The sequence below is a fragment of the Paenibacillus sp. SER-28 genome (assembly GCF_052906305.1).
Window position 1 is genome coordinate 276,468 of record NZ_JBRECM010000001.1, and the last position, 26,010, is coordinate 302,477.

General features: G+C 43.4%; 21 protein-coding genes, 4 pseudogenes and 1 other annotated feature. Of the genes and pseudogenes, 17 read left to right on the top strand and 8 right to left on the bottom strand.

Annotated features, from left to right (window positions below; genetic code table 11):
• Positions 1–25 precede the first annotated feature (25 nt).
• Together groL and ACUYLD_RS01255 are read left to right on the top strand one after the other, a co-directional pair.
• Positions 26–1,654, top strand: a complete 1,629-nt coding sequence (gene groL / locus ACUYLD_RS01250) for a chaperonin GroEL (RefSeq protein ID WP_013369880.1) — start codon at positions 26–28, stop codon at positions 1,652–1,654.
• A 175-nt stretch (positions 1,655–1,829) separates the two neighbouring features.
• Positions 1,830–2,261 (top strand): annotated as a pseudogene (locus ACUYLD_RS01255) (transcriptional regulator); the annotation flags it as partial.
• A 247-nt stretch (positions 2,262–2,508) separates the two neighbouring features.
• Here the strand turns inward: ACUYLD_RS01255 and ACUYLD_RS01260 are convergent.
• Positions 2,509–2,967 carry a DUF5662 family protein gene (locus tag ACUYLD_RS01260; RefSeq protein WP_446674274.1) on the bottom strand — a complete coding sequence of 153 codons (459 nt, stop codon included), beginning with the start codon at positions 2,965–2,967 and terminating at the stop codon, positions 2,509–2,511.
• 123 nt (positions 2,968–3,090) lie between these two features.
• Positions 3,091–3,350, bottom strand: a binding site (T-box leader).
• A 323-nt stretch (positions 3,351–3,673) separates the two neighbouring features.
• Between ACUYLD_RS01260 and ACUYLD_RS01265 the strand changes: the two genes are divergently transcribed.
• Both ACUYLD_RS01265 and ACUYLD_RS01270 read left to right on the top strand, forming a co-directional pair.
• Positions 3,674–3,862 (top strand): hypothetical protein, encoded by a 189-nt coding sequence (locus ACUYLD_RS01265; RefSeq protein ID WP_446674567.1) that lies wholly within the window; start codon positions 3,674–3,676, stop codon positions 3,860–3,862.
• A gap of 10 nt (positions 3,863–3,872) precedes the next feature.
• Positions 3,873–4,105, top strand: a pseudogene (locus tag ACUYLD_RS01270) (hypothetical protein).
• Positions 4,106–4,129: 24 nt separating this feature from the next.
• Here the strand turns inward: ACUYLD_RS01270 and ACUYLD_RS01275 are convergent.
• Complete coding sequence (locus tag ACUYLD_RS01275; RefSeq protein ID WP_348621833.1) at positions 4,130–5,002, bottom strand: hypothetical protein; 873 nt, start codon at positions 5,000–5,002, stop codon at positions 4,130–4,132.
• 138 nt (positions 5,003–5,140) lie between these two features.
• Between ACUYLD_RS01275 and ACUYLD_RS01280 the strand changes: the two are divergent.
• Positions 5,141–5,277: pseudogene (locus ACUYLD_RS01280) on the top strand (NucA/NucB deoxyribonuclease domain-containing protein); the annotation flags it as partial.
• A 120-nt stretch (positions 5,278–5,397) separates the two neighbouring features.
• On the opposite strand, the gene ACUYLD_RS01285 reads toward ACUYLD_RS01280, so the two are convergent.
• Positions 5,398–5,850 carry a hypothetical protein gene (locus tag ACUYLD_RS01285; RefSeq protein ID WP_322174025.1) on the bottom strand — a complete coding sequence of 151 codons (453 nt, stop codon included), beginning with the start codon at positions 5,848–5,850 and terminating at the stop codon, positions 5,398–5,400.
• A gap of 243 nt (positions 5,851–6,093) precedes the next feature.
• On the opposite strand from ACUYLD_RS01285, the pseudogene ACUYLD_RS01290 reads away from it, so the two are divergent.
• A pseudogene (locus tag ACUYLD_RS01290) lies at positions 6,094–7,511 on the top strand (transcriptional regulator).
• Positions 7,512–7,674: 163 nt separating this feature from the next.
• Complete coding sequence (locus tag ACUYLD_RS01295) at positions 7,675–7,902, top strand: hypothetical protein (RefSeq protein ID WP_254329302.1); 228 nt, start codon at positions 7,675–7,677, stop codon at positions 7,900–7,902.
• Positions 7,903–8,073: 171 nt separating this feature from the next.
• Here ACUYLD_RS01295 and ACUYLD_RS01300 read toward each other — a convergent pair whose 3' ends face one another.
• Positions 8,074–8,481, bottom strand: coding sequence for a MerR family transcriptional regulator (locus ACUYLD_RS01300; RefSeq protein WP_023987566.1), 408 nt, complete (start codon positions 8,479–8,481; stop codon positions 8,074–8,076).
• 194 nt (positions 8,482–8,675) lie between these two features.
• On the opposite strand from ACUYLD_RS01300, the gene ACUYLD_RS01305 reads away from it, so the two are divergent.
• The 3 genes from ACUYLD_RS01305 to ACUYLD_RS01315 all read left to right on the top strand — a co-directional run bounded on the left by ACUYLD_RS01305 (position 8,676) and on the right by ACUYLD_RS01315 (position 12,810).
• Positions 8,676–9,620, top strand: a complete 945-nt coding sequence (locus ACUYLD_RS01305; RefSeq protein WP_446674275.1) for an MBL fold metallo-hydrolase — start codon at positions 8,676–8,678, stop codon at positions 9,618–9,620.
• 879 nt (positions 9,621–10,499) lie between these two features.
• Complete coding sequence (locus ACUYLD_RS01310) at positions 10,500–11,381, top strand: AraC family transcriptional regulator (RefSeq protein ID WP_446674276.1); 882 nt, start codon at positions 10,500–10,502, stop codon at positions 11,379–11,381.
• 100 nt (positions 11,382–11,481) lie between these two features.
• On the top strand, positions 11,482–12,810 hold the full coding sequence (locus ACUYLD_RS01315; protein WP_446674277.1) for a prolyl oligopeptidase family serine peptidase: 1,329 nt from the start codon (positions 11,482–11,484) through the stop codon (positions 12,808–12,810).
• A 204-nt stretch (positions 12,811–13,014) separates the two neighbouring features.
• Here ACUYLD_RS01315 and ACUYLD_RS01320 read toward each other — a convergent pair whose 3' ends face one another.
• Positions 13,015–13,803 carry a polysaccharide deacetylase family protein gene (locus ACUYLD_RS01320; protein WP_348621839.1) on the bottom strand — a complete coding sequence of 263 codons (789 nt, stop codon included), beginning with the start codon at positions 13,801–13,803 and terminating at the stop codon, positions 13,015–13,017.
• 371 nt (positions 13,804–14,174) lie between these two features.
• On the opposite strand from ACUYLD_RS01320, the gene ACUYLD_RS01325 reads away from it, so the two are divergent.
• On the top strand, positions 14,175–14,549 hold the full coding sequence (locus ACUYLD_RS01325) for a PH domain-containing protein (RefSeq protein WP_322173994.1): 375 nt from the start codon (positions 14,175–14,177) through the stop codon (positions 14,547–14,549).
• Between the two features lie 112 nt (positions 14,550–14,661).
• Here ACUYLD_RS01325 and ACUYLD_RS01330 read toward each other — a convergent pair whose 3' ends face one another.
• Positions 14,662–14,979, bottom strand: a complete 318-nt coding sequence (locus tag ACUYLD_RS01330; RefSeq protein ID WP_322173992.1) for a hypothetical protein — start codon at positions 14,977–14,979, stop codon at positions 14,662–14,664.
• 192 nt (positions 14,980–15,171) lie between these two features.
• On the opposite strand from ACUYLD_RS01330, the gene ACUYLD_RS01335 reads away from it, so the two are divergent.
• From ACUYLD_RS01335 to ACUYLD_RS01360, 6 genes are all read left to right on the top strand, one after another.
• Positions 15,172–16,137, top strand: coding sequence for a carbohydrate ABC transporter permease (locus tag ACUYLD_RS01335; protein ID WP_043882098.1), 966 nt, complete (start codon positions 15,172–15,174; stop codon positions 16,135–16,137).
• Positions 16,134–16,955, top strand: coding sequence for a carbohydrate ABC transporter permease (locus ACUYLD_RS01340; RefSeq protein WP_235307713.1), 822 nt, complete (start codon positions 16,134–16,136; stop codon positions 16,953–16,955). Before ACUYLD_RS01335 ends, ACUYLD_RS01340 begins: the two co-directional genes overlap by 4 nt.
• Positions 16,956–17,079: 124 nt before the next feature.
• Positions 17,080–18,444 (top strand): ABC transporter substrate-binding protein, encoded by a 1,365-nt coding sequence (locus ACUYLD_RS01345; RefSeq protein WP_446674278.1) that lies wholly within the window; start codon positions 17,080–17,082, stop codon positions 18,442–18,444.
• A 256-nt stretch (positions 18,445–18,700) separates the two neighbouring features.
• Positions 18,701–19,285 (top strand): TetR/AcrR family transcriptional regulator, encoded by a 585-nt coding sequence (locus ACUYLD_RS01350; protein ID WP_250259014.1) that lies wholly within the window; start codon positions 18,701–18,703, stop codon positions 19,283–19,285.
• 23 nt (positions 19,286–19,308) lie between these two features.
• The gene (locus ACUYLD_RS01355; RefSeq protein ID WP_235307717.1) at positions 19,309–20,673 is read left to right on the top strand and encodes an HlyD family secretion protein; all 1,365 of its coding nucleotides are present in this window, start codon (positions 19,309–19,311) and stop codon (positions 20,671–20,673) included.
• Between the two features lies 1 nt (position 20,674).
• Positions 20,675–21,898 (top strand): ABC transporter permease, encoded by a 1,224-nt coding sequence (locus ACUYLD_RS01360; protein WP_254329294.1) that lies wholly within the window; start codon positions 20,675–20,677, stop codon positions 21,896–21,898.
• 96 nt (positions 21,899–21,994) lie between these two features.
• Here ACUYLD_RS01360 and ACUYLD_RS01365 read toward each other — a convergent pair whose 3' ends face one another.
• Positions 21,995–24,592 (bottom strand): glycine betaine ABC transporter substrate-binding protein, encoded by a 2,598-nt coding sequence (locus tag ACUYLD_RS01365; RefSeq protein WP_446674279.1) that lies wholly within the window; start codon positions 24,590–24,592, stop codon positions 21,995–21,997.
• Positions 24,567–25,790: a quaternary amine ABC transporter ATP-binding protein gene (locus ACUYLD_RS01370; RefSeq protein WP_025722068.1), complete on the bottom strand. Its 1,224-nt coding sequence runs from the start codon at positions 25,788–25,790 to the stop codon at positions 24,567–24,569. The genes ACUYLD_RS01365 and ACUYLD_RS01370 overlap by 26 nt, the downstream gene beginning before the upstream one ends.
• Positions 25,791–26,010 lie beyond the last annotated feature (220 nt).

Sequence of the window (26,010 nt, forward strand, 5' to 3'; positions counted from 1 at the left end):
TAATCCATAGGGAGGTTTATCACAAATGGCTAAAGATATTAAATTCAGTGAAGACGCTCGTCGCTCTATGCTGCGCGGGGTTGATGCATTGGCTAACGCTGTTAAAGTAACACTCGGACCGAAAGGCCGTAACGTTGTACTGGAGAAAAAATTCGGTAGCCCGCTCATCACCAATGACGGTGTAACGATTGCAAAAGAAATCGAGCTGGAAGACGCGTTCGAAAACATGGGTGCTCAACTGGTTAAAGAAGTAGCAACCAAAACGAACGATGTAGCTGGTGATGGTACGACTACTGCTACTGTTTTGGCTCAAGCCCTCATCACAGAAGGCCTGAAAAACGTAACTGCTGGCGCAAGCCCAATCGGTATCCGTAAAGGGATCGACAAAGCAGTTAAAGCGGCTGTTGCTGAACTGCAAGCCATCTCCAAACCAATCGAAAGCAAACAATCCATTGCTCAAGTAGCCGGTATTTCCGCTGCTGATGACGAAGTAGGCGAACTGATCGCTGAAGCTATGGAAAAAGTGGGCAAAGACGGTGTAATCACTGTTGAAGAATCCCGCGGTTTTGCAACAGAGCTGGAAGTGGTTGAAGGTATGCAATTTGACCGTGGCTACATTTCCCCGTACATGATAACAGATACGGACAAAATGGAAGCTGTACTGGACAATCCGTATATCCTGATCACAGACAAAAAAATCACAAACACTCAAGAAATCCTGCCATTGCTTGAAAAAATCGTACAACAAGGCAAGCCACTCGTTCTGATCGCTGAAGACATCGAAGGCGAAGCACTGGCTATGCTCGTTGTTAACAAACTGCGTGGTACATTCAACGCTGTAGCTGTTAAAGCTCCAGGCTTTGGTGACCGTCGTAAAGCAATGCTGCAAGATATCGCTGCCCTGACAGGCGGTCAAGTGATTACAGAAGAACTGGGTCTGGACCTGAAAACAGCTTCCGTAGACCAACTGGGTACAGCACGTCAAGTGCGTATCACTAAAGAAAATACGATTGTGGTTGACGGTGCTGGAAACAAAGCCGACATCGACGCTCGTGTTAGCCAAATCCGTACGCAACTGGAAGAAACCACTTCCGAGTTCGACAAAGAGAAACTGCAAGAGCGTCTGGCTAAATTGTCCGGCGGCGTAGCAGTCATCAAAGTTGGTGCGGCAACTGAAACAGAATTGAAAGAACGCAAACTGCGCATCGAAGATGCCCTGAACGCAACCCGTGCTGCGGTTGAAGAAGGTATCGTATCCGGTGGTGGTGTAGCGCTCCTGAACGTATACAAAGCAGTTGCAGCTGTTGAACTGCAAGGCGACGAGCAAACAGGCGTGAACATCGTGCTGCGCGCTCTAGAAGCTCCAATCCGCACCATTGCTGCTAACGCAGGTGAAGAAGGCTCTGTAATCGTTGAGCGTCTAAAACGCGAAGAAGTTGGCGTAGGCTTTAACGCAGCTACTGGCGACTGGGTAAACATGATCGAAGCTGGTATCGTGGACCCTGCGAAAGTAACTCGTTATGCATTGCAAAACGCTGCTTCCGTAGCAGCAATGTTCCTGACTACCGAAGCGGTTATCGCTGACAAGCCAGAACCAGAAAAGGCTGCAATGCCTGACATGGGCGGAATGGGCGGCATGGGTGGAATGATGTAACAAAGGGTATCAAAACCCTGTAATACCGCTATTTAAAAGGCTCCCGAAAGGGAGCCTTTCTTCGTTAAATCACGAAAAAATCACATTTCTTGCAAAGGGAGATGATCTTTCGTGAAATTGAAGTTCAATATATCTGCAAAGTGAATTCTTATTTTCTCATTAGCATCCTTTTTCATATGTTGAATACATAGCCGAAACAGCAGATACCATGGAAGGTGAGAAACTTTCAATGCTGTTAAACGTTATGATAGCTGCTAATCAATATAATTTGGATGTTGTTGATGTACTTTCAAGGTTTAAAAAAGACATTGATGCCGTTACTCAACTCCCGACATCTACTGATATGTACAGCCAACAAGTAGTACCCGACTACATTGCATGGTTTGGTTACGAAATGGCCTACTATTATTTAAACAGAGAAAGGTACAGTGTTTGTTTTAAACAATTGTTATTTACAACGGTAAAGTCACATATAATAAATAATGAGACTTACTTTATAAATTGTATTGGCCTGTTTATGCGTTTCCAAGTCTATGCGACTCCTGAAATCAAAACAGAGTTCTCCAATCTAATGAAAAGGTGTAGGACTGTTAATTGTTGCGAGTAGCTTTTAGTTTTCATGACTGTACCTGGTATCCAGATCCTTGTGCAAGTTGGAGGTTCCTAAACGTTAGTACAGCAATCCCCGCTAACCTTAATTGGTCGGCGGGGATTTTTAGTTGAAGAACTGCTTACAGACGGATATTTCTAGGTGGAACTGGTATAAGGCCACAAAAGAAACAACGGTAGGCGAGGACGGGGAAAATAAAGTCCTAGACTGTCGCTGTTTCATTGAACTAACGTGTCCCGTTAGCTCAATGGTTTATCTTTCCCTTGAGGGATGTTAGAAGCTCAAGTTCTCTTTTCGTTGCAGGATGAACAACTATGCTATCTGTAAGGTTTAGGGTAGATTCTTTTACCTTTCTCCCCCATTTCCTTGAAAAGGAGCGCCAATCACATACCATCTCGACGACATACTTCCTCGGCATGGGTAATACCTCTTTGGTGTCGGAATTAACAACCCAATATTCCCAATGATGCTTGTTTTTACGTTGGTGACGAAGCCATGCGTATTTCCAATTCAACTCATCTTCTAAATTCAAAGGTTTTCCAGAGTAAAATTTTTTTGCGTAAGGAAAGAACTCAGCCGGTGAAAATTTCGACCAATCATGAACAATCCCCTGAATATACAAGCCTTCCTTCCAACATTCAATGAGAACATTCAATTTGTGATTAAGGATGTATAAGAAATATTTCAAATAAGCTTTCATCATTGGATTCATATCTCCTTTCCATAATAACCTTCATTTTGCTTGAAAGGCCCCCCATGATTATTAATGCTAATTGGCTTTCTACTTCTCCAAAAAGATAAAAAATCCCACCTCCAAGAACGAAGTCTTGGGGACGAGATCTCGTCGTGGTACCACCCCAGTTCGCTAATCTGTCTTCAGATTAGCCTCATCGAGTACGGCATGCCAACACATACTTATACTCTAGCTCTGTAACAGGAGCTCCTGTCACACCATCCCCCGAACTAGTTCAAGTTTCGATGTGATGCTCAGAGACTTGATTCAATAAGATCTCCTTTACTCCTTTTCAGCTACCAGAGTTCTCTGTTAAAGTAAACCTTATTTACTCTTCTCGTCATTGCATTTGTGTAATTTTACCAAATACCTATTGAATTTGTAAATACAAGAATGTTGGAACTATCCTGCCCGTTAGCTTAACGTCGCCGTTCAGTCTACAACTTTTCAGCAGGCCGCCGTGATATGTTAGATCTGGAGATTAAGACAGGGAGGCGTACAGAGGACATAAAGGCGGGTTTGCTAGCCTTGGAGCAGGATAACTATATCTTATCTTGTGGGAAAACAAAACGGACACGCGACACATTGTAATCCTGGAGGACTGGGATAGAGATCCAAAGGTTACTACGCCGCCAACGCCCCCAGGAAGCGCTAAATTGAACGAATCGCAAAAGTAATTGATAAAAGAGTAGACTGGGTGGAAAATTCTTCAACGAAAAAATATTTTATAACATGCCAATTTGAAGGATCGGATCGGAAAGAAGTCAGAGTACAGGAAAATGAATATGGCATTTTAATCGTTGGAGATGAGGTTAAAGTAATAACCCAAGGTACTTCAGAAAAAGTCGAGCGTATTACAACATGAGGTGATCTGCATTAACCATACATATAAAGTGTTAAAGTCGGATATCGAACTATTTGCTGCTGCATTAAACCAGGTAAGAGTAATGTGGTACAGTCGCTGGGTGAGGATTTGATAGATATAGTAGACTACGGTGGCGCAGTGGAGAAGATTACACCAGAGTCAATTAGGATTAACGGATCTTATTTCTTTCGTAATCAGTTTGAATTTAGAGTAGATGTGAAAAAGGACTCCACTGGTATGTAACCAGTATGGAGTCCTCTTTATTGTTTATTTAGTTGAATACTCGCTTACTTCAAACGTAAGGATTTTATTGAATATTACATAGTCTTTACGGTTGTTGAATGGACCTTTGTTGTTATTGTGTTTATCGATGGCAAAGAATGAAGGGCCTCTACCAGCATCTTTAGCGTCATACCAAGCAATGAATGCACTGAGTTCTTTTTTACTTAGATCGAATTCTTTATCAAATCCATTGTCCATTGTTACAGTCAGAATAGCACGGTCACCAGTAGGTTGTGATGGTTCGGATGGTTCAGTTGGCTCCGTAGGTTCAGAAGGATTAGGCTCAGGACTTGGTGTTGGAGTCGGCGTCGGTGTTGGTGTTGGTTCCGGTGTCGGTTTAGGATCTGGTGTTGGAGAAGGTTCCGGTGTCGGTACTGCATCTTTACTGTAGAAAAAGTCAAGTTCGCTTATATTTAAATCTTCAGCACTAAGTGAATAAAGAGTGATGAATCTAACACGATCTACTTTTTTTTCCTTTGGAAGCTTTGTCAGTTCTCCATTACCTACGTTGGTTTCTAAAGCGTCTAACCAACCGGTGTCTTGGTCGTAAAAGATGATCCTTAAATTTTTAGAATCACTTTTAAGCTTATATGAATCAATTGTTCTATTTGTACCTAAATCAATCATAATCATATTACCTTTAGGAAGTAAATAGCTTGTTTCTTCATTGTTATCTGTAATAAGCGTTGTGTTTTTTTTGCTTGCATGCGGTCTACCTATAAAATAACTGTCAGATATCATTGCAACAACATTCTTTCCGTTGGCATACCCACCAGTGTACGCGCTCACTGATGATAATGGGAGGAAAATAGTAATAAGTAAAGTGAAGCATAAAATTAAATTGAGCTTTCTTTTCATGTATAAATCCCCTTTTTGTTTATTTGCTCAGTAATCATACAAAAACGAAAAAGGGATGTCTAAACATTAATGTCTATATATTCAAATATAAGTATGATAATGTATTTAAATTTTCGAAGAGCACAAGACTCAACTTTATGGGCTATGTTCTCCGAAGGTGGAGAGGGTGCAGACATTAAATACATAAGTCCAAAGGATAACCGTGGAGCTGGATCGTGGGTAGGTCACAAGTTGGATGAACAGACGGAACAAAAGTTGAATTTATCGTTAAATAGTAAATCCCCGCTAACCTTTAATTGGTCGGCAGTATTTTGTTAGACACTGAGTATGGCAACATTGAATACTTAAAGCGCCTTGGATTTATCTCCAAGGCGCTCCCCTGCTTGTAGTAACGGTTAGTTAATGTCTCCTGTGTACTGACCAGTAGTACCCCAAGCTTCGCCTTCAACGTTGTTACCGTCCGCTCTGAATTGAATTACATATTTCCCTGAAGGCATTCCATTAGGGAATGAATTAACGCTAGTCCACGTTAATGAGTCTCGTTTGCCAACAGTTTTAAAGATGTATTCTTTCCCGTTACCCTGCAAGCTCCAAGTGAGATTTGATGTTCCTGTATTCTGAACTCTAATCCTTACATGTCCATAACCTTTCTCAACGGTTAAGTCCATCGTTGGACTTGTCCCACCAAGAACCTCATGTACCTCTTGGCCAGTTCTTTGGATAACTATACCTCCATGATCCTTCGAGAATGTAATCCCTGTAACTGGTGCGGCAGAAGCAGCTACAGGAGCTACTGCCATTAGAGCCAAAGCACTTGTAAGGATAATTGCTGTGTTTTTAAACTTCATCAAAAACCGTCCTCTCGAATGGTATAATTTGTACTACTGACCAATCATACCACAGAAAAAGGAATAAAATGTACATTATTATTAACAAAATGGTAAAAAATCATTAATATTCGAAAATACATATTTCATTTGAATATTGCATGACAAATATTTCAAAACTTATTGATAGATGGTTAATTATGGACAAAAATAGAATGCAATAATAAAAAGTTTTGGAATTTCTGTGTGGAAGGTGGATATGACATGAAGCATACACCTACGATTAGAGCAGAATTAGACAGATTCCTACAACAAGAAGGATTGAGTTTAACACAATTTGGTCATATTGCGGATATGAATAGGGGAGCAGTAAGTGCTATCGTGACAGGAAACAAGCCTTTGTCTGTTAACCAACTGGATCGAATTACTGAGGCTATGGGTTTACCGGAAGGTCACTTTTATGACTTATTCATAGAAAACTACATCATCGACCATCCTCCGAATATGAGGCGAATCGAGCCATTTTTATATCGCTGTGCGGAGTTGGACAAGCTGGATGCGATCCGTCGAGTGGTGGGAGCCATCATGGACAATCTACTTTATTCGCCCAAACTATTTGACATTGCAGAAGAATTGTTGTCGCAGGAACGACATGCGGCTGCATTGCTGCTCTATGAGGGGGTAGCTGAAGCGGAGAAATATCAACATTCAGAACGATTGGCAGTCTGTCAATATCGTATATTTACGATTCAAGTTGGAGACGATCAAAGCCGCAATCACAAGGCAGCTATACTATTTGAGCCTTATGTCGAGCGCCTAGATGATTTAGAACAACTTGATGCGTTAAAGGATTTGGCTAATGTGTACAGGTCTTTGCGTAAATGGGACAAGGTTGATGAAATAGCGGGGTGATGAGAGCTAAGGCTGAAATCCAATACAATTGGAAACATCAACAGAAGAACCAAGAACGCAATGAGGCTGCTAAGAAACTAAGTCGTCCGATGTTTGTGTACATCACGTATGCCGACTTACTATGTGCGAGTGTCTGTGATGCCCGAGGCGATTACCAACAAGCTCTACAATATACATACGCCTATGCGGACTTGGATTGGGTCAGAGAGACTGATGATGATACCCTCTATTGGGTAGAAATGTATCAAGATTGGACACGACGCAATATTTATGTAAATAAGCTCCTGTCTGGAGATGTCAGCGTGCTCTCAGATTATGTTGAATACATAGCCGAAACAGCAGATACCATGGAAGGTGAGAAACTTTCAAAGCTGTTAAACGTTATGATAGCTGCTAATCAATATAATTTGGATGTTGATGATGTACTTTCAAGGTTTAAAAAAGACATTGATGCCGTTACTCAACTCCCGACATCTACTGATATGTACAGCCAACAAGTAGTACCCGACTACATTGCATGGTTTGGTTACGAAATGGCCTACTATTATTTAAACAGAGAAAGGTACAGTGATGGTTTTAAACAATTGTTATTTGCAATGGTAAAGTCACATATAATTAATAATGAGACTTACTTTATAAATTGTATTGGCCTGTTTATGCGTTTCCAAGTCTATGCGACTCCTGAAATCAAAACAGAGTTCTCCAATCTAATTGAAAAGGTGTGCATAGGTAATGTTGAGAAAAATGGGACTGTTAATTGTTGTGAGTAGCTTTTTGGTTTTTATAAACGTATCTGGTATCCAGATTCTTGTACAGGTTGGAGGTTCTTAATCGTCATTAAAAAGCTCTGCTAACCTTATGGTCGGCAGAGCTTTCTTCAGTGTAGGAATTACCACACGATTTACCCGAATATCTATTTCTGAGGTGATCAGCATGAACCATACATATAAAGTGTTAAAATCGGATTTAGAACTATTTGCTGCTGCATTAAGCCAGGCAAGAGTATATATGGTTCAGCCGTTGAACGAGGGTTTGATAGATATTGTGGATTACAGTGGAGCAGTGGAGAATATTACACCGGAGTCGGTTAAGATTAACGGAACCTTTTTCATGAGGAATCAGTTTGAATTTAGAGTAGATGTAAAGGGCTCAACTGGGTAACTGGTATGAGTCTACTTTTTAATGTTCGTTGATAACTACAACAAAAGAAACAATGGTAGCCTAGGACGGGAAAATAAAGCCCTAGACTACCGCTATTTCATTGAACTAACGTTTCTCGTTAGTTCAATCAATTCTGTTGCCATCGTATATGCTGGTGGTGAACCAGGTCTTCTACATTACTATATCGTCTTTCGTAAGTTTTTGGTACAGGGCTATCTTCTCGTTGGCAAGGGAAATCATGCACTCAAGTTCCTGCCGCTTGGATTCCAGTTCCACCAGATGCTTTTCAAGAATTTCTATCCGTATGTGTAAGGCAGGAGTAAAATTAGCAACTTCTTCTCCTTTTTGAATTTTATCCAGTACACATCCGTCACGAGTAAATTCCGTAATCTCCTCAAGCGACAATCCCAATTTTTTTAATCTAATTAAACATTGTATATATGAAACCTCACTTTCGGTATAAATGCGTGTCCTTCCATTTCTTCGATTTGGTTCCTGTAGTACTCCAATTTTTTCATAATAGCGAATCGTATAAGGAGTTAGCCCCGTTCTTTCTGATACTTGACTTATAGTAAGCATTGTTTTTTTATGTCACTCCTTTTTTCTAAACCAAAATTTAAAACTATTATACATCTTTAAGTCAACTCGAAGTCGATATTTGCACCTCTAACTTCATTTCAAAAATTTGTGCTTGATTTCTAGTTGACTCTAACTTGTAAGCTAAAGTTGCTAATTGATATACATGAAACATAAATTTGATGGAGGCATAAACAATGAACAACAAATATTTCACGATTCAACAAGCAGCGGAAGGTATCTGGGGTGCTATTTCGGTACCTGGTAGTGGTTCGCTGGGGAATGCAGCAATTATTGACATTGGGGATTTGACCGTTGTTGTGGACACAACCAACCTACCGCATTCTGGTGCTTTGTTACGTCAAACCGCAGAACAATTAACGAATAAACCAATTAAATATGTGATCAATACTCATTTCCATGGAGATCATGTCAACGGCAATCAGGAATTCATGGAAAGTGATTTTATATCTACCGTTTGGACAAGAGATTTGCTATCTAAAATGGGTAAAGTGAATATTGATCTAATGCAACAAAACATTCAGAAGTTAATAAATAGCCTACATCAAGTACGTTCACAAGAAAAAAATCCGCACATGTTAACCGAAATCGGCTATGATCTTTCCGTGCAGAGAGCCCTGTATGATGCTATCCCTTCCCTTCGTAGGGTGATACCCACGATAACTTTTGACGATAAACTAGTTATAAAAGGAGCAAAACGCACTGTCGAAGTTTTATCCTACGGAGGCGGCCATTCTTTAAGCGATGCCGTTATTTACGTGCCTGAAGAACGAACCTTGATTGCTGGTGATTTAATAACCAACAAGACGATTCCGGTCATGCCATACGGTAATCCCTACGCTTGGATACGCATCCTTAGACGCATTCAAAGAGATCTGAAGGTAGATACTGTCATTCCCGGGCATGGAGATGTGTCCACTCCAGATAGAATCCTAGATGTCATTCGCTTTTTAGAAAAAATGATCGCTTATGTGTCTGAAGCTGCGACGAGCGGAAAACCAGAGTCTTACTGGTTAAATGAAGGTGTATTAAATGGCTATGAAGATTGGCATCTAGCTCAGTATTTCAGATGGAATTTTCGCTGGCTCTTCAATACAATGCTTGTTCAAAATAATAGATGAGACACAACTAGCACTCCCTTTAACTCCACCAGATTCACAAGGCCAGTTCTGAATGTCAATCCGGCAGCACGTTTGGGTATTTTCAAGCGTAATTGGCAGTCTGCTTGTTAGGTTAACCTGTCACGTCAGCTTAACATCGCCGTTCAGTCTACAACTTTTCAGCAGGTTGCCGTAATATGTTAGATCTGGAGATAAAGACGCGGAGGTGTACAGAAAGCATAAAAGTTAGTTGCTTGCTTTAGAGCAAAATAACTATATTATGGGGCGGGATAAGTCTACACTTTACGAGATATCGTCATTCTGGAGAGTTGAGAGCGGGATAGAGCATACCTATGCGGCCAAGAGAAGGTGAGATATTTTAGAAAATCAAATTCTCAGAAATATCATTTACTTTGTATACCCCATTATACAATTGTAAGGAAGTTGTTGATTAGAATGAATTATGTGGGGGGCAAAAAACCTTATGCATCAAGGGCTTCTATGATTAGCGCCCTGTTTGACCACATAGTGTAAAACAAAAGGCTGATTATGGACACTCTCATAATCAGCCTTTTTTAATGATCCAAATTGTAGTGTTATATATAGATTTACGCATGATCTATAAGACCTTTTCGTTTATTACGCCTTGAATGAAAGCGTTGACATGATTTTCAACCCGCTATATACTTAGCTTAATTAAATGAATAGCACTAGGATTGTTACTGTTACGCAGGCAAAACCTAAGGAACAAAATGTTAAGATCTAAGGATCTTATGTATTTTGTTATACTTAGGTTTTTTTGTTTATAGAGAAAGGAAGGTTAAATACAAGTGGTTTCGGCACTTTGCTGAAGCCATTTTCTTCTATATTATGAGTTCACATCTGAGAGGAGCGACAAACTTGGAATACAAATATGAGCTGGTCCAGACAGACAATCATTTTCCGTTAAAAATTATAATTCATTCCTCCAATGAACCAGCGTACATACCTAGGCATTGGCACGATAGCACCGAAATATCCTATGTGCGTTCAGGAAGAATCGATAATATCTATATAGATGGCACAAATTATAGCTCCAAAGAAGGAGATATTGTGCTCATTAATTCGAATGCTATTCATTCCTTCTCTGTGGCTAAGGGACAAGGAAGAGAGGCTATAACCGTTCTGATTCCTTCTGGATTTATTCGAGAAAATGTTAACGGCAGTGACCCGATTTCATTTGACTGCATATCCATTTTTGAAACTAACGAGCAGAGATTACTGCATTTTGCGGAGCTGCGTGATTTGTTAAACACCTTATTTGTGGCTTATCTCAACCGGCATAATGACCCTTTAGCGCATATCCATTTAACGTCATTATCTTATAAACTGGTGTATCTGTTATTAATGCATTTTAAAATGGATCATGAATCTATCCGTGGCTTTAACTCCGATAAATATTTGGAGCGGCTGACGTTGATAACCGATTATATCAAAAAGAATTACGATCAAAGTTTATCCTTGGATTCGATAGCTCAGGTTTTTGGGTTGTCTCCCGAATATTTGTCCCGTTTTTTTGTGAAGCATGTAGGGATGACCTTATTTCAATATATCAATGCCATCCGTCTGGAGAGATCTTTTCGAGTTCTCATGAATACGGATCATTCCATCATACAAATTGCGCTGGAGCATGGATTTCCGAACGAGAAGTCTTTTGCCAGGGTATTTAAAAAGGTTTATCAGGCAACACCGCATCAATATCGAAAAGAGAACAAGAGGTGTTTTGGAGCAAGGAGTCAGTAATTGACCTGAATTAGGCTAATAAAAGACAGGATACAAATAAAAAAATCATTAAAATAAATAATGTAAGCGTTTTATTAATGGACCTGGGAGGTAAGACATCATGTTTAAACGGTTTCAAAAGGCTGCTAAAACAACTATGTTATTCACTTTAGCTATCGGTACGACCCTTGCTTTCAATTCCGCTGCATGGGCCAAGGATGTAAAGATACAGCCCACCTCGTACCGGACGGTTGCGGAGGTTAAGGATTGGGGAGCAGCCATTACGAAGATCATTGTTAACCTGGGTAAGCCAGTACCTAAAGATGCGATAACAAAGGATACATTTAAGGTGCACGTGGGAAGAAGCGACAATAGGCTGGTAAATCCCTTTATTGAGAGTGGCAACCGGAAAGTCACCAAGGCCTATGTATCGGACAAAAGTGGCAACCCTGTAAATAAAACCGGAAGCTACGTTGTATTAGAAATGGAAGTCGGCCCAGCCTTAACACTAAGCTCAGCTATTCATTATGATGCGGCAGGTTCCGGGTTTAACGCATGGAATGATAACAAATACACAATCACGCAGCAAAAAGCTATTAAAACCACATCAGGAACGATTTCCGGCTTGGAAATTGATACTTCCGCAGGTCAGATACGGAAGCTAGTTGATCAATTTGCAACCGGCAAAGCTACTTTTGACGGGATTACTTTAACCTATACGGACTATGCACCGTCAAAAGACAAAGTGAAAAACCCCTTGGTGATCTGGCTGCATGGTATGGGTGAGGGAGGTACAGATCCGACGATTCCGATTTCCGGAAATAATGCAGCGAATTTTGCATCTAAAGATATTCAATCCTATTTTGAAGGGGCTTATGTGCTGGCACCTCAGACTCCAACCTACTGGATGGATGGTTTTACAGGCTTCGGAGACGGCACCTCCAAATACGAGCAAGCATTGATGTCCTTAATTAAGGAGTACGTGGCCAAGAACAAAGACATTGATACAGATCGAATCTACATTGGCGGAGACTCCAACGGCGGTTACATGACTATGCTGATGATCCGTGATTATAAAGACTATTTTGCAGCCGCTGTGGTTGCATGTGAAGCCTTGAAGGATAGCCTTATAACCGATGAACAGATTAACGAAATGAAGGACCTTCCGATCTGGTTTGTGGCTGCCAAAACCGACACCGTAGTACCGCCGAACGATTATACGGTTCCGACCTACAACCGTTTAGTGAATGCTGGAGCAAAGGATGTTCATATGTCTTTATTTGATAGCGTAGTAGATACCTCTGGTTTGTACAAAAAGAGCGACCAAACACCGTATGAATACAATGGCCACTGGTCTTGGATTTACGTTTATAACAACGAAGTATCGAAGGTGATTAACGGAAAGAAAATAACGATGATGCAATGGCTAGCCTCCAAAACGTTGGACTGAAAGGTACAGCTAGCAAATGAAAATAGCAATAGGATGTAATAGGCTTCTTTAAAGTTCAAGCCAGCCTTACCGTACATTCTCTGAGCCATTCGTTAACAACACATTATCGCTCGGAGAATTATCAGTTCCTTATTAGGTTTTCGCTTAAATCCTTATGTATAAAACTCCGTCAACAAATAATTGACGGAGTTTTATTGCTCTCTTTTACTTATTCACTTCAATGAGCCCATCCGGTTTTTCCCGATTAGAGAGTAATTCGGATACCGTGACGAAGGTAAACCCTTTCTTCTTGAGCTCCGGTAAAATGATTTTCAGGGCTTCGACGGTTTGTGTACTTTGATGTACATAATCGTGCATCAGGACAATGTCGCCATTACGGGCGTTGCGAAGCACCCTATTAGCGATACGGTGTACACCTGGTTTTCGCCAATCCAGGGTGTCCTGATGCCAGGACCATAAAATAATTTTCAGTCCCTTCTCTTTGGAGAGCTTGACTAACGAATCGGTATAGGAGCCGCCGGGGGGCCTAAAAAGATGGGTTCCCGCACCAGTTGCTTGAACGATGCTCGCTTGGCCTTGATCCAATTCTGATAGAGCTTTGTTACGGGAAATATACTGAAAAGATGAATGATAAAAGGTATGATTGCCTACTTCATGCCCTTCTGCTCGTTCTCGTTTCACAATATCAGGAAGCTTTTCTACACGGCTGCCGACGACAAAAAAGGTCGCTTTAGCATTGTACTCTTTAAGCAAATCCAAAATGGCAGGCGTATTGCTTTCGTCCGGTCCGTCATCGAATGTGAGAGCGATAAGCTTACGATGGGTAGGAACTTCCCACACAATGTCGCCCCGTTCCTCGTAATAGGCCCTTCCCTTTGTAGGAGTGGGGGAGGCGGATGATGGGGCTTGTGCATTGGTAGATGGAGTGGGACAAGAGCTGATACACAGTAAAGAAACAGCGATTCCAGCGCACAGCAAACGGTTGTATTTCATAAGGCTTCTTCTCCGTTCTAACGTATTCTCACATTAGCTTGCCAAGAAGAAGCGTATACCATTCCTCGTTTCTGAAATTCATCAATTCCAATCACTTAAAATTAGATCTAATTGCTTCTTCAGCAATGCGTAGATTACAAAGTTATGCTGAAAAAGAGTGATAGCTTGCTTGTTGATAACATCCTGTACCCATGTTAAGTTGTACATATCCATCCTTGGTTTCAATGTGCAGTTGAGGTAGGTCATTGTCCAGTTCGTGAGAGTGTTAATCTGACGAAAAATGAAGAGGTCGACGGGACAAGCCGCAAAAGCTGGTCTGAGGTCAAGGAGCTGCGACTCGTTCCTGAACTTCGAACAGGAGATGAGACGGGATGCAAACAAATGAAAAAGAGTTGCAAGCTATTAGTCTGACGTTAGAAGCGGGCGAACACATCCGATCATGTATGGGGTGTACGTATGATTTGCAACAGAGCTCCCAGAAGATATCGCATCATGGAATGCTGGCAGTGACATCCCAACGAATCATCTTTTATTCCTGCACTATGGGTACTCCTTGGGTCAAGTTCATCAATTATCACCATATTTCACTGGCTAAGCTGGATAAGGGTTTGTCGGATTCTAGGGGGAACATCACGCTGATCAATCAGGGTGTGAACGAGGTATTCACCCACCTGCCGAGTGGAGATTGTATAGAAAGGTTTATAGCTGTACTAGAGCAAGAAGCAGGTATCTCTTGTGAGAACTAATGATTATGAAAAACAAATAACTAAAACCTCCAACTTCGTAATGTGCCAAGAAGGCTCCTTACAGAATTTGGAGGTTTTTTTGTCTTTTAATTAGAGAGATGTGGATCGAGCGTCAGCTCAACAGAGTTATAACCAATAAATTATATAACACCAACGGCAGAATGACATTGTTGTAGGCATAGGAGCGATCAGGGGTGGTGCCTGAGAAGGGTGAGTGATATTGCTGAGGGACTCTTAAATACAAATGATCCGCATCGATGTGAATAATCGTTCCTTCATATACTTGATGATCCATCGTTTGCACCCTAACCGTGTGATTCATGTAGGGGCTTAATTGATAATGCAAATGATCGCGGATATTTTTGAGTTCCGCCTGTAATTCCGGTCTAGCTTGATATAACGTTTGCGGACTGACGGTGTTGTATGGCATTCGCCTCTAACCTCCATACCCTGTAATGATGCATTATATGTAGGAATCTATGTCCTTGTGCTTATACCTATAGAGAGTTGCTTTTACAAAATGAAAAAACATTAACATTTTACTCCAGTCCACTTGACGTTCCCTTTACATCAAAACGATACACTTACTGAGGTTGGTTTGAAAAGAAAGGGGCGCTCCGTTTTGGGTGAGCTTAACAAATCTATGGGACTGGGGACGAGGAGTCAGCAACAGACTTCGTCTAAAGCCCGCATACGCACGGGTTCGCTAAAAATTCAAAGATTGCGCGAAAACGCGCTGGCGTATACCTTTTTGGCTCCATCGCTTATTTTGTTTGCTGTATTTATGTTTTACCCGATGATCAAGTCCGTATATCTCAGCTTGCATTCTACAGATCCCGCAGGAAACGTTGCAGCTTATGTGGGGTTAGATAATTTTACTACACTTTTCAGCTCGGGACTGTTTCTACAAGGAATTAAGGTCACACTCCTGTTTGCACTGTTAACAGTACCAGTAGGTATTTTATTGGCGCTGGTACTGGCTGCACTTACACACAGTAAATTGCGGGGAATGCGTATCTTCCAGTTTGCCTTTTCGCTGCCGATGGTGTTGTCGGTCGGTTCATCTGCGGTCATTTGGAAATTTCTTTTTCATCCGACACTGGGGATGTTCAACTATGTGCTTTCCCTGCTACATATTAATCCGGTTCCGTGGCTGACCAGCCCGGATTGGGCGCTGTTCTCAGTAGCCATGATGACCATCTGGATGAATCTTGGCTTCAATTACATTATCTTATCGAGCGGACTTCAAGGGATTCCAGATGACATGTATGAAAGTGCCAAAATGGATGGAGCTGGCCCGCTCGTTACGTTCTGGCGTATCTCCCTGCCACTGTTATCACCGACGATCTTTTTTGTAACAGTAGTTTCCATCATTGGAGCCTTCCAGTCTTTTGCTCAAATTAACATTTTGACCAAAGGCGGTCCGGTGAACAGTACGAATGTATTCGTGTATTCCATCTATCAGGAAGCTTTCGTTAATTTCCGGTTTGGAACGGGGAGCGCGCAGGCCATTGTCTTGTTTGCCGTCATTCTGCTGCTCACGATGATTCAGTTCAAATGGGTGGAAAGAAAGGTGCATTACCAATGAAACGACACCTGAATTCAACATTGCTGTATGTACTGCTTACGATTGCAGCTGCTCTCATTTTATATCCGGTTATATATACGTTTTTTATGGCAGTCATGTCGCCGGAGGAAGCAAGCGCTTATCCACCAAGCTTTCTTCCGCATTCCTTTCATATGGAGAATTTCACTGAAGTGTTTGAAATTGTTCCGATTGCAGCCTTTATTGGAAATACATTTCTCATTTCGGGTCTGACGATGATTGGGCAGTTGATTACAGCGAGCTTGGCGGCCTACGCCTTTGCCAAAATGGAATTCAAGGGGAAAAACTTCATTTTCAGCATGTTTGTAGCGACGATGATGATCCCTTGGGAAGTGACCATTATTCCAAACTACCTGACGGTACGAAGCTGGAACTGGCTTGATACGTATCAAGGGTTGACGGTTCCTTTTCTGGCGACGGCATTCGGAACATTCCTGTTAAGGCAATTTTTTCTCCAGCTTCCCAAGGAACTGTTTGAGGCGGCTCGTATGGATGGGTGCGGACATATCCGTTACTTTGTGTTCCATGTGCTTCCGTTATCGCGCCCTGCGCTCGGAACACTGGCTGTGTATTCGTTCCTGAATATGTACAATTCGTATCTCTGGCCTTTACTGATCACCAATAGTGAGAATATGCGTACGGTACAGATCGGAATATCCATGCTCGAATTTCAGGAATCGACTTCATGGAATCTGGTGTTTGCGGGTACGGCACTTGTCATTTTACCGTCTCTGCTCCTGCTGATCTTTGGACTAAAGCAGTTGGTACGTGGAATGGCAGCGGGTGCGCTTAAAGGCTGATCACATATTTCAAATGAAAAGCAACACCTGCGCAAGCAGCCCATATACAGAGCTTCAACACACAAGAATATCGCAAGAGAATGCCAATTCAAGATCATTTAATCAAAGGGAGAGAAGAGAGATTATGAGATTTTTTCGTCTGAAAAGTACATTGACCCTGCTTATTCTGACTGCCATGGTGGTTGCAGCAGGTTGTAGCAATAATACTGCTGCAGAGAAGCCGAGTAATGGTAGTGATGGGGCAGCAGCGACTTCTCCAGTGAAGCTGACTTGGTGGCATTCGATGTCCGGTAACGGTGAAAAAGCAATCAAGCAGATCGCTGCTGATTTTAACGCCAGTCATAAGGACATTCAGGTAGAGCCAGTATATCAAGGCAAATATGATGATAGCTTGAACAAGCTGAAGGCGTCGCTTGGTTCCAACAGCGGACCGGACATCATTCAAGTATACGAAATCGGTAGTAAATTCATGATCGACTCCAAAATGATCACACCTGTACAACAATTTATTGATGCAGACAAGTTCGATCTGTCGCAGTTAGAGCCAAATATTACACGTTACTACACGATTGATGGTAAATTGAACGCTATGCCGTTCAATACGTCAAACCCGATACTATACTATAACAAGGATGCATTCAAAGCCGCAGGACTTGACCCAGCTAATCCTCCGAAAACGTATGATGAGTTCGAAAAGGCTGCAAAAGCCTTGAGCAAGGATGGTAAATCCGGTGCTTCCATTGCCATCTACGGCTGGTTTATGGAGCAACTGTTTGCCAATCAGAACGCGGATTATGTGAATAATGGCAATGGTCGTGACCAAGCGGCAACGGAATCCATGCTGAATTCGGATGCCGGTGTAAAAACGCTGACGTGGTGGAAGAAAATGATCGATGAAAAGGTTGTATCCAATCTGGGACGTAACTCAGACGATACGGCAAAGGCTTTTTCCGCAGGACAAATTGCGATGACGCTGGATTCCACCGCTTCGCTGCGTAATATTGTGGAGCAGGTTGGCGATAAATTTGAAGTAGGCACCGGATTCCTGCCAAGAGCCAATGAAGCTAAAGAAGGCGGCGTGGTTGTAGGCGGCGCGAGTTTGTACATTATGAACAACAAACCTGAAGCCCAACAGAAGGCAGCGTGGGAGTTCATTAAATTCGTCGCTTCCCCAGCTGTACAGGCACAATGGAGTGTAAATACCGGGTACTTCCCGATCACGAAAGCAGCCTATGACGAGAAGGTACTCAAAGACAATATGGTAAAATATCCGCAATTCCAGACGGCGGTTGACCAATTGCACGCATCGGCACAATCCACCGCTACACAGGGCGCAGTGATGGGCGTATTCCCAGAAGCGCGCCAAATCGTCGAAGGTGCAATCGAGGCCGTTCTGAGTGGCCAGCAAAAGCCAAAACAGGCATTGGATCAAGCTGCACAAGAAATTACAGGCAAAATTGCGCAATACAATCAAACGGTGAAAAAATAGTCGGCCTTCCCTTAAAATCGGTTGATAATCTGTAGAATGGCCCCCTTATCACCCGATTTTATGACATAGCGGATCGAATGAGTGACCCCCTCACTTATTCGATCCGTTTTTGCATTTTTATTTTTTAGAATAAGCGTTTAGACGAAATGTCTAAAATGAATTATTTTCATTTTTCCTATTGCTGGGTAACTAAAGATGGGCTTATAATAAATACATAATTTTTGTACTGGACGGTCAGTTCAAAAAAGGAGGAAGCATGAAACAGCAAACGAAGGAAATTATTTTTAACGGCGCACTTAAAGCTTTTTCCGAACGAGGATTTAACGAAACAAACATGGAAGAAATTGCTAAGGTTTGTGGCATAGCCAAAGGAACCCTGTACTACAATTTTAAAAACAAGCAAGAATTGTACATTTACATTTTGAAGATGGGGATGGAGCGATTTGTGCAGGATATCCGTGAAGCGATGGCTCAGGTTCCTATGGATCAGGTAGAACTGAGGGTTCACAAGCTGATCCAAGTACATATTGAGTTCATTGGGAGAGAGCCGGATTTCTGCCGTTTACTGGTTAGCAAGGGATGGGTCTCACAGGAACAGCATTTTAATATTAGGCAGGTGCTGGCAGACTACTTTGATTTTATGGAGGCGGAGATCGATTCCGGTAAGTTATATGGGAAAATTTCAAGTAAGCTGGATGCCAAAACAACAGCCAATTGCTTATTTGGGATTTACATTTTCGCTCCGATGCGGTCCATGGTTTGGGGCGAAACGATGAATCTGCAAGAGGTTCGAGAAAGTATCGAAGTATTTGTGTGTAATGCATTGGGCATGCAACATTAATAGACAGATGGAGTGATGAAAACATGAAAGCTAAAAAATATACGATTTACGTCGTACTTATTATTTTAATCGCGGTAGGAATTTATGCCTTGACTGCTTTCCCACGGGGTGGGAGCAGCTTGTCTGCGGATCAGTCTTCTTCCATACCTACGGCTTATGTGGAGTCGGATACCCTCAATGCCAGCTTTAAAATGGCAGGACGGATTGACCAGATGCTCGTCAAGGAAGGCGATCAGGTTAAAAAGGGGCAGGTATTAGCCCATCTGGAAAGTCGCGAGTTGGAAGATAAGGTGAAGCAGGCACAGGCGGCGTTGCTGGCAGCTAAGAGTAATGTATCCAAAGCAAAAGCCAGTGTGTTGCAGGCTCAAGCAGGCGTAGGTCAGGCACAGGCTACTGTGAGCGCCGCTCAGGCCAAGAAGAGCCAAGGTACGACATCGGTCAGTGTGACCGCTGAGGCATCCTCCAGCCAGATCGAACAGGCCAAAGCGGCTGCGAACGCCGCCAAGGCAAAACTGGATGCGCTCAAGAGCGGGGCAAGACCGCAGGAGCTTGAGCAATTGCAAGTATCTGTGAAGATAGCCAAGGAAACGCTGGACCTGACCGTTAAAAATCTGGAGCGTGCCAAAAAGCTTCAAGAAGCCGGAGCAGCAACCCAGGCATCTTTGGATCAAGCGACATTGGAACATCAACAGGCAGTGGCCAAGTATAATGCAGAGTCGCAAAAATTGGATATGGCACGGGAGGGAAGCCGCAAGGAGGAAATTACGGCGGCTGAAGCTCAATACCGTCAAGCCTTGGCTGCGGTGAAGGAAGCACAGGCAGGAGCGGGCAAAGTTGCTGTGCAACAGGAAGATGTCAAAGCTGCTCAGGCTTCGGTAGAACAAGCGCAATCTGCTGTGAAGGCGGCGCAATCCACAGTTGAGCAGGCTCAATCTGCGGTTGCAGGTGCCAATGCTCAGGTAGCCCAAGCGGAAGCCGCGCTTCAAGAGGCTCAGACCTATTTGAGTTACACGACTCTATATGCGGCCGAAGATGGAATCGTAAAATCCAAGTCGCTTAGCTTAGGTGAAATGGCTAGCGCAGGATTCCCGGTCTATACCATTGAAACTTCGACACAACGTTGGGCTAAATTCTATGTACCTGAAACGTCTCTGAATGGCCTTCAAGCAGGGGATACTGTCCAAATTAAATTGCTGTCTGGCGGTAAGGAGCTGAAGGGTAAAGTCATTCTGTTAGAATCGGCTGCTGACTTTGCCATTCAAAAACCGAGCCAAAGCTCCGGTGACAAGGATGTCCGTTCCTTCGGTGTTAAAGTAGCATTGCCGGACCTTGCTGCTTCGGTTCCAACAGGCTCCACGGTCCTGTTTACAGGCAAAGGGGCGCAGTAATATGCAGGATTCACAGGAAAGACTTCGTATCCGCGATGTGTTTCGCGAGGAATGGCTGAGCATCTTCCGGGACCGCCGCTTTATGGCTATTCTGCTGATTACGCCGATTGTGTATACGATACTATTTGGCTTCCTATATTCACATCAGCGGATTACCGAGATGCCTGTCACAGTGTACGATGGAGATAATTCACAGCTCAGTCGCCAGATCATTCAGGCGTTCGATTCGACCGACTCATTTGCCGTTACACGGCAAGCGACCAATCAGGAAGATGCTGTCCGTCAGGTAGAGACCGGGGAAGCTAAGGTCGGAATCGTCATTCCCGACAACTTTACGACTCGGCTTAAGCATGGGGAGAATCCACCCGTGCTCACGCTGATTGACGGCAGTAATATGATGTATTCCAATAGTGCCAGTCGGATTGCGAATCAGGTCATTAGCAGCGTGAGCGCTGGAGTATCGGTCAATTCCATGAAACAAAAGGGAATGAACGCCGATCAGGCCGCGTCGACGCTGACTACCATCCCGTTCCGATCCAGAGTGCTATTTAACCCGGTATATGATTATAAGCTTTTCATGCCACTAGGGGTTATCTCTGCGGCTCTCCAGCAGTGTTTGCTGCTTGGTATCGCGTTGTCCTGCACGCGTGATAAGGAAGCAGGGACTTGGGGAAGATTTGGTGCATGGAGAAATACCCCTTGGCGTTTGGCTATTGCCAAACTGGCACCGTATTATGCAGCGGGAGCTTTCAATGTGCTGACTGTATTCAGTATCAGTGCTTTATGCTTTGATATTCCGTTCAGGGGACAGGTACTGCCTTTGGTTTTGGTATCGCTGGTCTTTAACTTTGCATTGTGCGGATTAGGCTTCTTATTCAGTCTCTTTTCCAAGACCAGAGTGGATGCGACCCAAACGCTGATGCTGATTGCTGTTCCTTCCTTTATGCTGTCAGGCTATACGTGGCCATTAGAGGCAATGCCCGGCTTCTTGCGGGGGCTTGCTGAAATATTGCCACTGACGTATTACCTGGACGCTGTACGGAACATCACGCTCAAAGGACTGGATATCACCTACATCTTCAAAGATATGATTGCTCTAGGCGTCATTGGTTGTGTGAGTCTGCTGGTGTCCTTTGTGATCTATCCGTTATTCTTTAGACAGCACCAGACGACAGGGCAGCATGCCGATGTGCCCGCTCAAGAAGGATTCACGCTAAAAGGCTGAGAGCAACTTTAAATCTGGATATCATAAAAAGGCAGATCAGGGTTTCCCCCTGATCTGCCTTTTGCTTATTCGTATGGTTTAAAAGCGGAAAAAATATTATTGCGGCGCTTTAAGATCCTCGATAGAATCAATCGGCACATAGGATGGAACGACAAGCCCGGACATAACGCCAGTCATGCTGGTTCCGATGTCATCCACCTTATCCTTGTATTGAGCCCAATAATCAGCATGCGTCAATGGAAGCCAAGCGGCAGCAGTAGCATCTACACTTCCGCCGGCCACGCCAGTCCACATCGGGCCGATTTCCACTTGCAGGGCTGTTACTTTATAGCCCAATTTTTGTTCCAATACATATTTCAATACGTTCGTACTGGCAATTTCAGAATCCCAAGCAGCGTAGCTCAGCTTCAAAGGATCACCGTTGACGGGCTGTAGGCCCTTGATCCATGCCTGTACCTTGTCAGGATGTTTATCAGCCCAGTTCTTGGCAGCCTGCTGTGGAGCAATACCGTCCTGAATCGCGATCATCACTTCACCCATATCTTCAGCAGTCCACTTAAAGCGGCTTAGAAATTCATAAGCCACAGGAGCATCCTGCTTCAAACCTTTGCGGGCGATTGTATGAATTTCTTCCTTATCACCGTACGCTTTTTTAGGATCTTTCAAGTATTTCAAATCATATTTGTTAAACATCCAGTGAGGAGTCCAACCTGTTACGACGATAGGCTGCTTGGCTTTGATAGCTTTATCCAGTGTAGCAGTCATAGCAGCTCCAGAGCTTTCAAGCAGCTTCCAGTCGGATAAGCCATAGTCATTAATAGCTTTAGCGGTCAGCTTCATTAGTCCGGCGCCAGGGTCGGTACCGACAATGCGGTAACCGACCTCTTTGCCAAAGTCCTCGGTTGTGGCGGAAGCCGGAGCCGCTTCGGCTCCGTTATCCTGCAAATCAGTAATCGATTTAACATCCATGTAAGCTGGAACGACCAATCCGGTTTTAACACCGCTCATATTAGCCCCAAGATCGTCGAGCTTATCCTTGTATTTAGCCCAGTAATCCGCATGTGTTAACGGCAGCCATGCAGCCGGTGAAGCATCTACATCACCACTAGCGACACCCGTCCACATAGGACCTGCTTCAACTTGAAGTGCGGTTACTTTGTAACCCAGTTTGTTCTCCAAAATATAATTTAGCAAATTCGTACTGGCAATTTCGGAATCCCAAGCGACATAACTCAGCTTGAACGTGTCGCCATTGACAGGTTGCAGTCCTTTAGTCCATTCCTGAACCTTGTCGGCATGTTTCTCCGCCCAATCCTGGGCAGCTTGTTCAGGACTGGTTCCGGCTTGAATGGCAACCATCATTTCACCCATATCTTCCGGTGTCCATTTGAAACGTTTTAGAAACTCATAAGCGATAGGAGCATCCTGCTGCAAGCCTTTACGGGCAATCGTATGAATCCCCTCGGCTTCACCATAAGACTTCTTAGGGTCTTCCAAATATTTGAGATCATACTTGTTGAACATCCAGTGAGGAGTCCAACCTGTAATAATGATCGGTTTTTTCGCTTTAATGGCTTTGTCCAGTGTGGCCGTCATAGCTGCACCGGAACCTTCAACCAGCTTCCAATCAGACAAATTGTAGTCTTGAATTGCTTTGGCAGTCGATTTCATAATGCCTGCCCCGGCATCAATACCGATAATTTTGTAACCGACTTCTTCGCCAACCGGGTTGGCAGCAGCGTTACCTTTGCCAGATGCAGAATGATCTGTACCAACAAAATATTGGGAAGCACCAGCGATCAAAATGACAGCTGTAACTGCAGAAGTAATCCATACTTTTTGCTTGCTGGATACGCGGCTTTTGCCTTTTTGCGTAGGTTTAAACAGGTTTTGCGTAAAACGGTCAAGCACAATAGCCAGAACGACAACAGCTAAGCCGGCTTCAAAACCTTTACCGATTTGCAGCTGTGTCACAGCACGGTACACAACAGCACCGATGCCTTCTGCACCGATCATGGAAGCAATAACAACCATGGACAGTGACAGCATAATCGTCTGGTTAATACCAGCCATTAAGGTAGGCAATGCCAGTGGAAGCTGAACTTTGAACAGCTTTTGCGCAGAGGTTGAACCGAAAGCATCTGAGGCTTCGATCAGCTCACCTGATACTTGCATAATCCCCAAGTTAGTCATGCGAATGGTTGGGGGGATAGCAAAGATAACAGATGCGATAACACCAGGTACAACACCCAGGCTGAAAAAGGTAACCGCTGGGAGCAAGTACACGAACGCAGGCATCGTCTGCATAAAATCAAGTAAAGGCGTGATAATGCGGGATGCGGATTTACTGTATGCACACCAGATCCCGATGGGAATCCCGATAACAATGGATACGAGCGCAGACGTGATGACCAGTCCGAGCGTATTCATTGTTTCACTCCAATAGCCGAGATTATCAATCAGCAGGAAGCCGATGACAGTAAACAGCGTAAGCTGAACCCGCCCGATCATAAAGGCGATAATCCCGATGATCACGATGAACACCAGAGGGTGCGGAAGCATGAACAGGCCTGAGAAAAAGCCTACTACAGCTTCTATAATAGAAGAAATAACATTAAACAATCCAGCCAGATGAATACCCATCCAGTCGACAATGGATTGAATCCACTCAGCGATTGGCAGTTTCGGTATCATGGGCATTCACCTCCTTTGTAGTGGTAACATCTCCACCAAGTGCGCCGAGCAATGCTCCACGGACGATAACGCCCAGCAGCTTTTGCTTGTCATCGACCACAGCCAGCGGCACCTTGGACGAGCTTGTAATTTCAAACAAATCATTAATGACAGTCTCGGCAGCAACCTGCGGTCCGTCAGTAATCAAAATATCTTCAATTTTCAAATTATTGCGCAGTGCATGAACAGCATCCTCGGCGTTAATAACACCCAGTAGCTTTTTAGTACGGTCAATGACGAACAAATTGGAAATCCCACGCTCCCGCATCAATTCCAGAGCCACACGCGGACCACGATCCATGGTGATGGTTTCTGGACGAAGCATGACATGAGCAGCCGTCAATACCTTGGACAGATCCACATCCTCGACGAAGCGGGCTACATAAGAGTTAGCCGGTTGGATCATAATTTCTTCCGGTGTACCGATTTGTACGACCGCACCGTCTCGCATCAAGGCAATCCGGTCACCAATCCGCAACGCTTCATCCAGATCATGGGTGATAAACACAATTGTTTTCTTCATTTTATCTTGAAGCTCCAACAGCTCATCCTGCATGTCACGGCGAATGAGAGGGTCCAATGCACTGAACGCTTCATCCATCAGGAGCACTTCAGGGTCATTAGCCAGCGCCCGTGCCAGGCCGACACGCTGCTGCATACCGCCACTCAATTCATCGGGCATTTTATCGCCCCAGTTTTTAAGACCAACCAGTTCCAGCGCTTGTTGCGCCTTTTCCTGACGCTGTACTTTTTCTACCTTTTGAATTTCAAGACCATATTCTACATTTTCTAATACAGTCCGATGTGGGAACAGAGCGAATTTTTGAAAAACCATGCTGATGGTTTTACGACGAACTTCGCGAAGTTGTTCTTTGTTCATCTTACGGAGATCTTTGCCGTGGACCAGAATTTCACCGGAGGTAGGCTCAATCAAGCGATTTAGCATTCGCACCAAAGTGGACTTGCCACTGCCCGATAGCCCCATAATTACGAAAATTTCACCTTGCTTAATTTCCATGTTGGCCTTATTGACACCAACAGTAATCTGTTTTTCTTTGGCCAACTTTTCCTTGCCCCAGCCTTGCTCCAGGAGCGGAACACCTTGCTCTGCGTGAGGACCAAAGAGTTTGCTGACATTTTTGACTTCCAAAATCGTCATACATACACCTCTTCTTTCTATACTTTGCTTGGTATTAACCCCTTGTTGCATTAAGGATTGAGTATAAAAATCATAATTCTGAACATCCTGAACGGTTAATGACAAAATTAATTGTAACAGAAGCATTGCTTACATTTCAAATAAAAAAACTGTTCATAAAGTACGTACAGAAAAAACTGTACAAAGTTTCCTTTGATATGCTCCTTCGTTCTATAGAATG

What these genes read in the sequence shown, in the direction of transcription:
- ACUYLD_RS01285 (WP_322174025.1), bottom strand. Translation starts at nt 5,850, where the DNA reads ATGAAGTTTAAAAACACAGCAATTATCCTTACAAGTGCTTTGGCTCTA.
- ACUYLD_RS01360 (WP_254329294.1), top strand. Translation starts at nt 20,675, where the DNA reads ATGCAGGATTCACAGGAAAGACTTCGTATCCGCGATGTGTTTCGCGAG.
- ACUYLD_RS01315 (WP_446674277.1), top strand. Translation starts at nt 11,482, where the DNA reads ATGTTTAAACGGTTTCAAAAGGCTGCTAAAACAACTATGTTATTCACT.
- ACUYLD_RS01300 (WP_023987566.1), bottom strand. Translation starts at nt 8,481, where the DNA reads ATGCTTACTATAAGTCAAGTATCAGAAAGAACGGGGCTAACTCCTTAT.
- ACUYLD_RS01345 (WP_446674278.1), top strand. Translation starts at nt 17,080, where the DNA reads ATGAGATTTTTTCGTCTGAAAAGTACATTGACCCTGCTTATTCTGACT.
- ACUYLD_RS01370 (WP_025722068.1), bottom strand. Translation starts at nt 25,790, where the DNA reads ATGACGATTTTGGAAGTCAAAAATGTCAGCAAACTCTTTGGTCCTCAC.
- ACUYLD_RS01305 (WP_446674275.1), top strand. Translation starts at nt 8,676, where the DNA reads ATGAACAACAAATATTTCACGATTCAACAAGCAGCGGAAGGTATCTGG.
- ACUYLD_RS01330 (WP_322173992.1), bottom strand. Translation starts at nt 14,979, where the DNA reads ATGCCATACAACACCGTCAGTCCGCAAACGTTATATCAAGCTAGACCG.
- ACUYLD_RS01295 (WP_254329302.1), top strand. Translation starts at nt 7,675, where the DNA reads ATGAACCATACATATAAAGTGTTAAAATCGGATTTAGAACTATTTGCT.
- ACUYLD_RS01320 (WP_348621839.1), bottom strand. Translation starts at nt 13,803, where the DNA reads ATGAAATACAACCGTTTGCTGTGCGCTGGAATCGCTGTTTCTTTACTG.
- ACUYLD_RS01365 (WP_446674279.1), bottom strand. Translation starts at nt 24,592, where the DNA reads ATGATACCGAAACTGCCAATCGCTGAGTGGATTCAATCCATTGTCGAC.
- groL (WP_013369880.1), top strand. Translation starts at nt 26, where the DNA reads ATGGCTAAAGATATTAAATTCAGTGAAGACGCTCGTCGCTCTATGCTG.
- ACUYLD_RS01340 (WP_235307713.1), top strand. Translation starts at nt 16,134, where the DNA reads ATGAAACGACACCTGAATTCAACATTGCTGTATGTACTGCTTACGATT.
- ACUYLD_RS01355 (WP_235307717.1), top strand. Translation starts at nt 19,309, where the DNA reads ATGAAAGCTAAAAAATATACGATTTACGTCGTACTTATTATTTTAATC.
- ACUYLD_RS01260 (WP_446674274.1), bottom strand. Translation starts at nt 2,967, where the DNA reads ATGATGAAAGCTTATTTGAAATATTTCTTATACATCCTTAATCACAAA.
- ACUYLD_RS01275 (WP_348621833.1), bottom strand. Translation starts at nt 5,002, where the DNA reads ATGAAAAGAAAGCTCAATTTAATTTTATGCTTCACTTTACTTATTACT.
- ACUYLD_RS01350 (WP_250259014.1), top strand. Translation starts at nt 18,701, where the DNA reads ATGAAACAGCAAACGAAGGAAATTATTTTTAACGGCGCACTTAAAGCT.
- ACUYLD_RS01325 (WP_322173994.1), top strand. Translation starts at nt 14,175, where the DNA reads ATGCAAACAAATGAAAAAGAGTTGCAAGCTATTAGTCTGACGTTAGAA.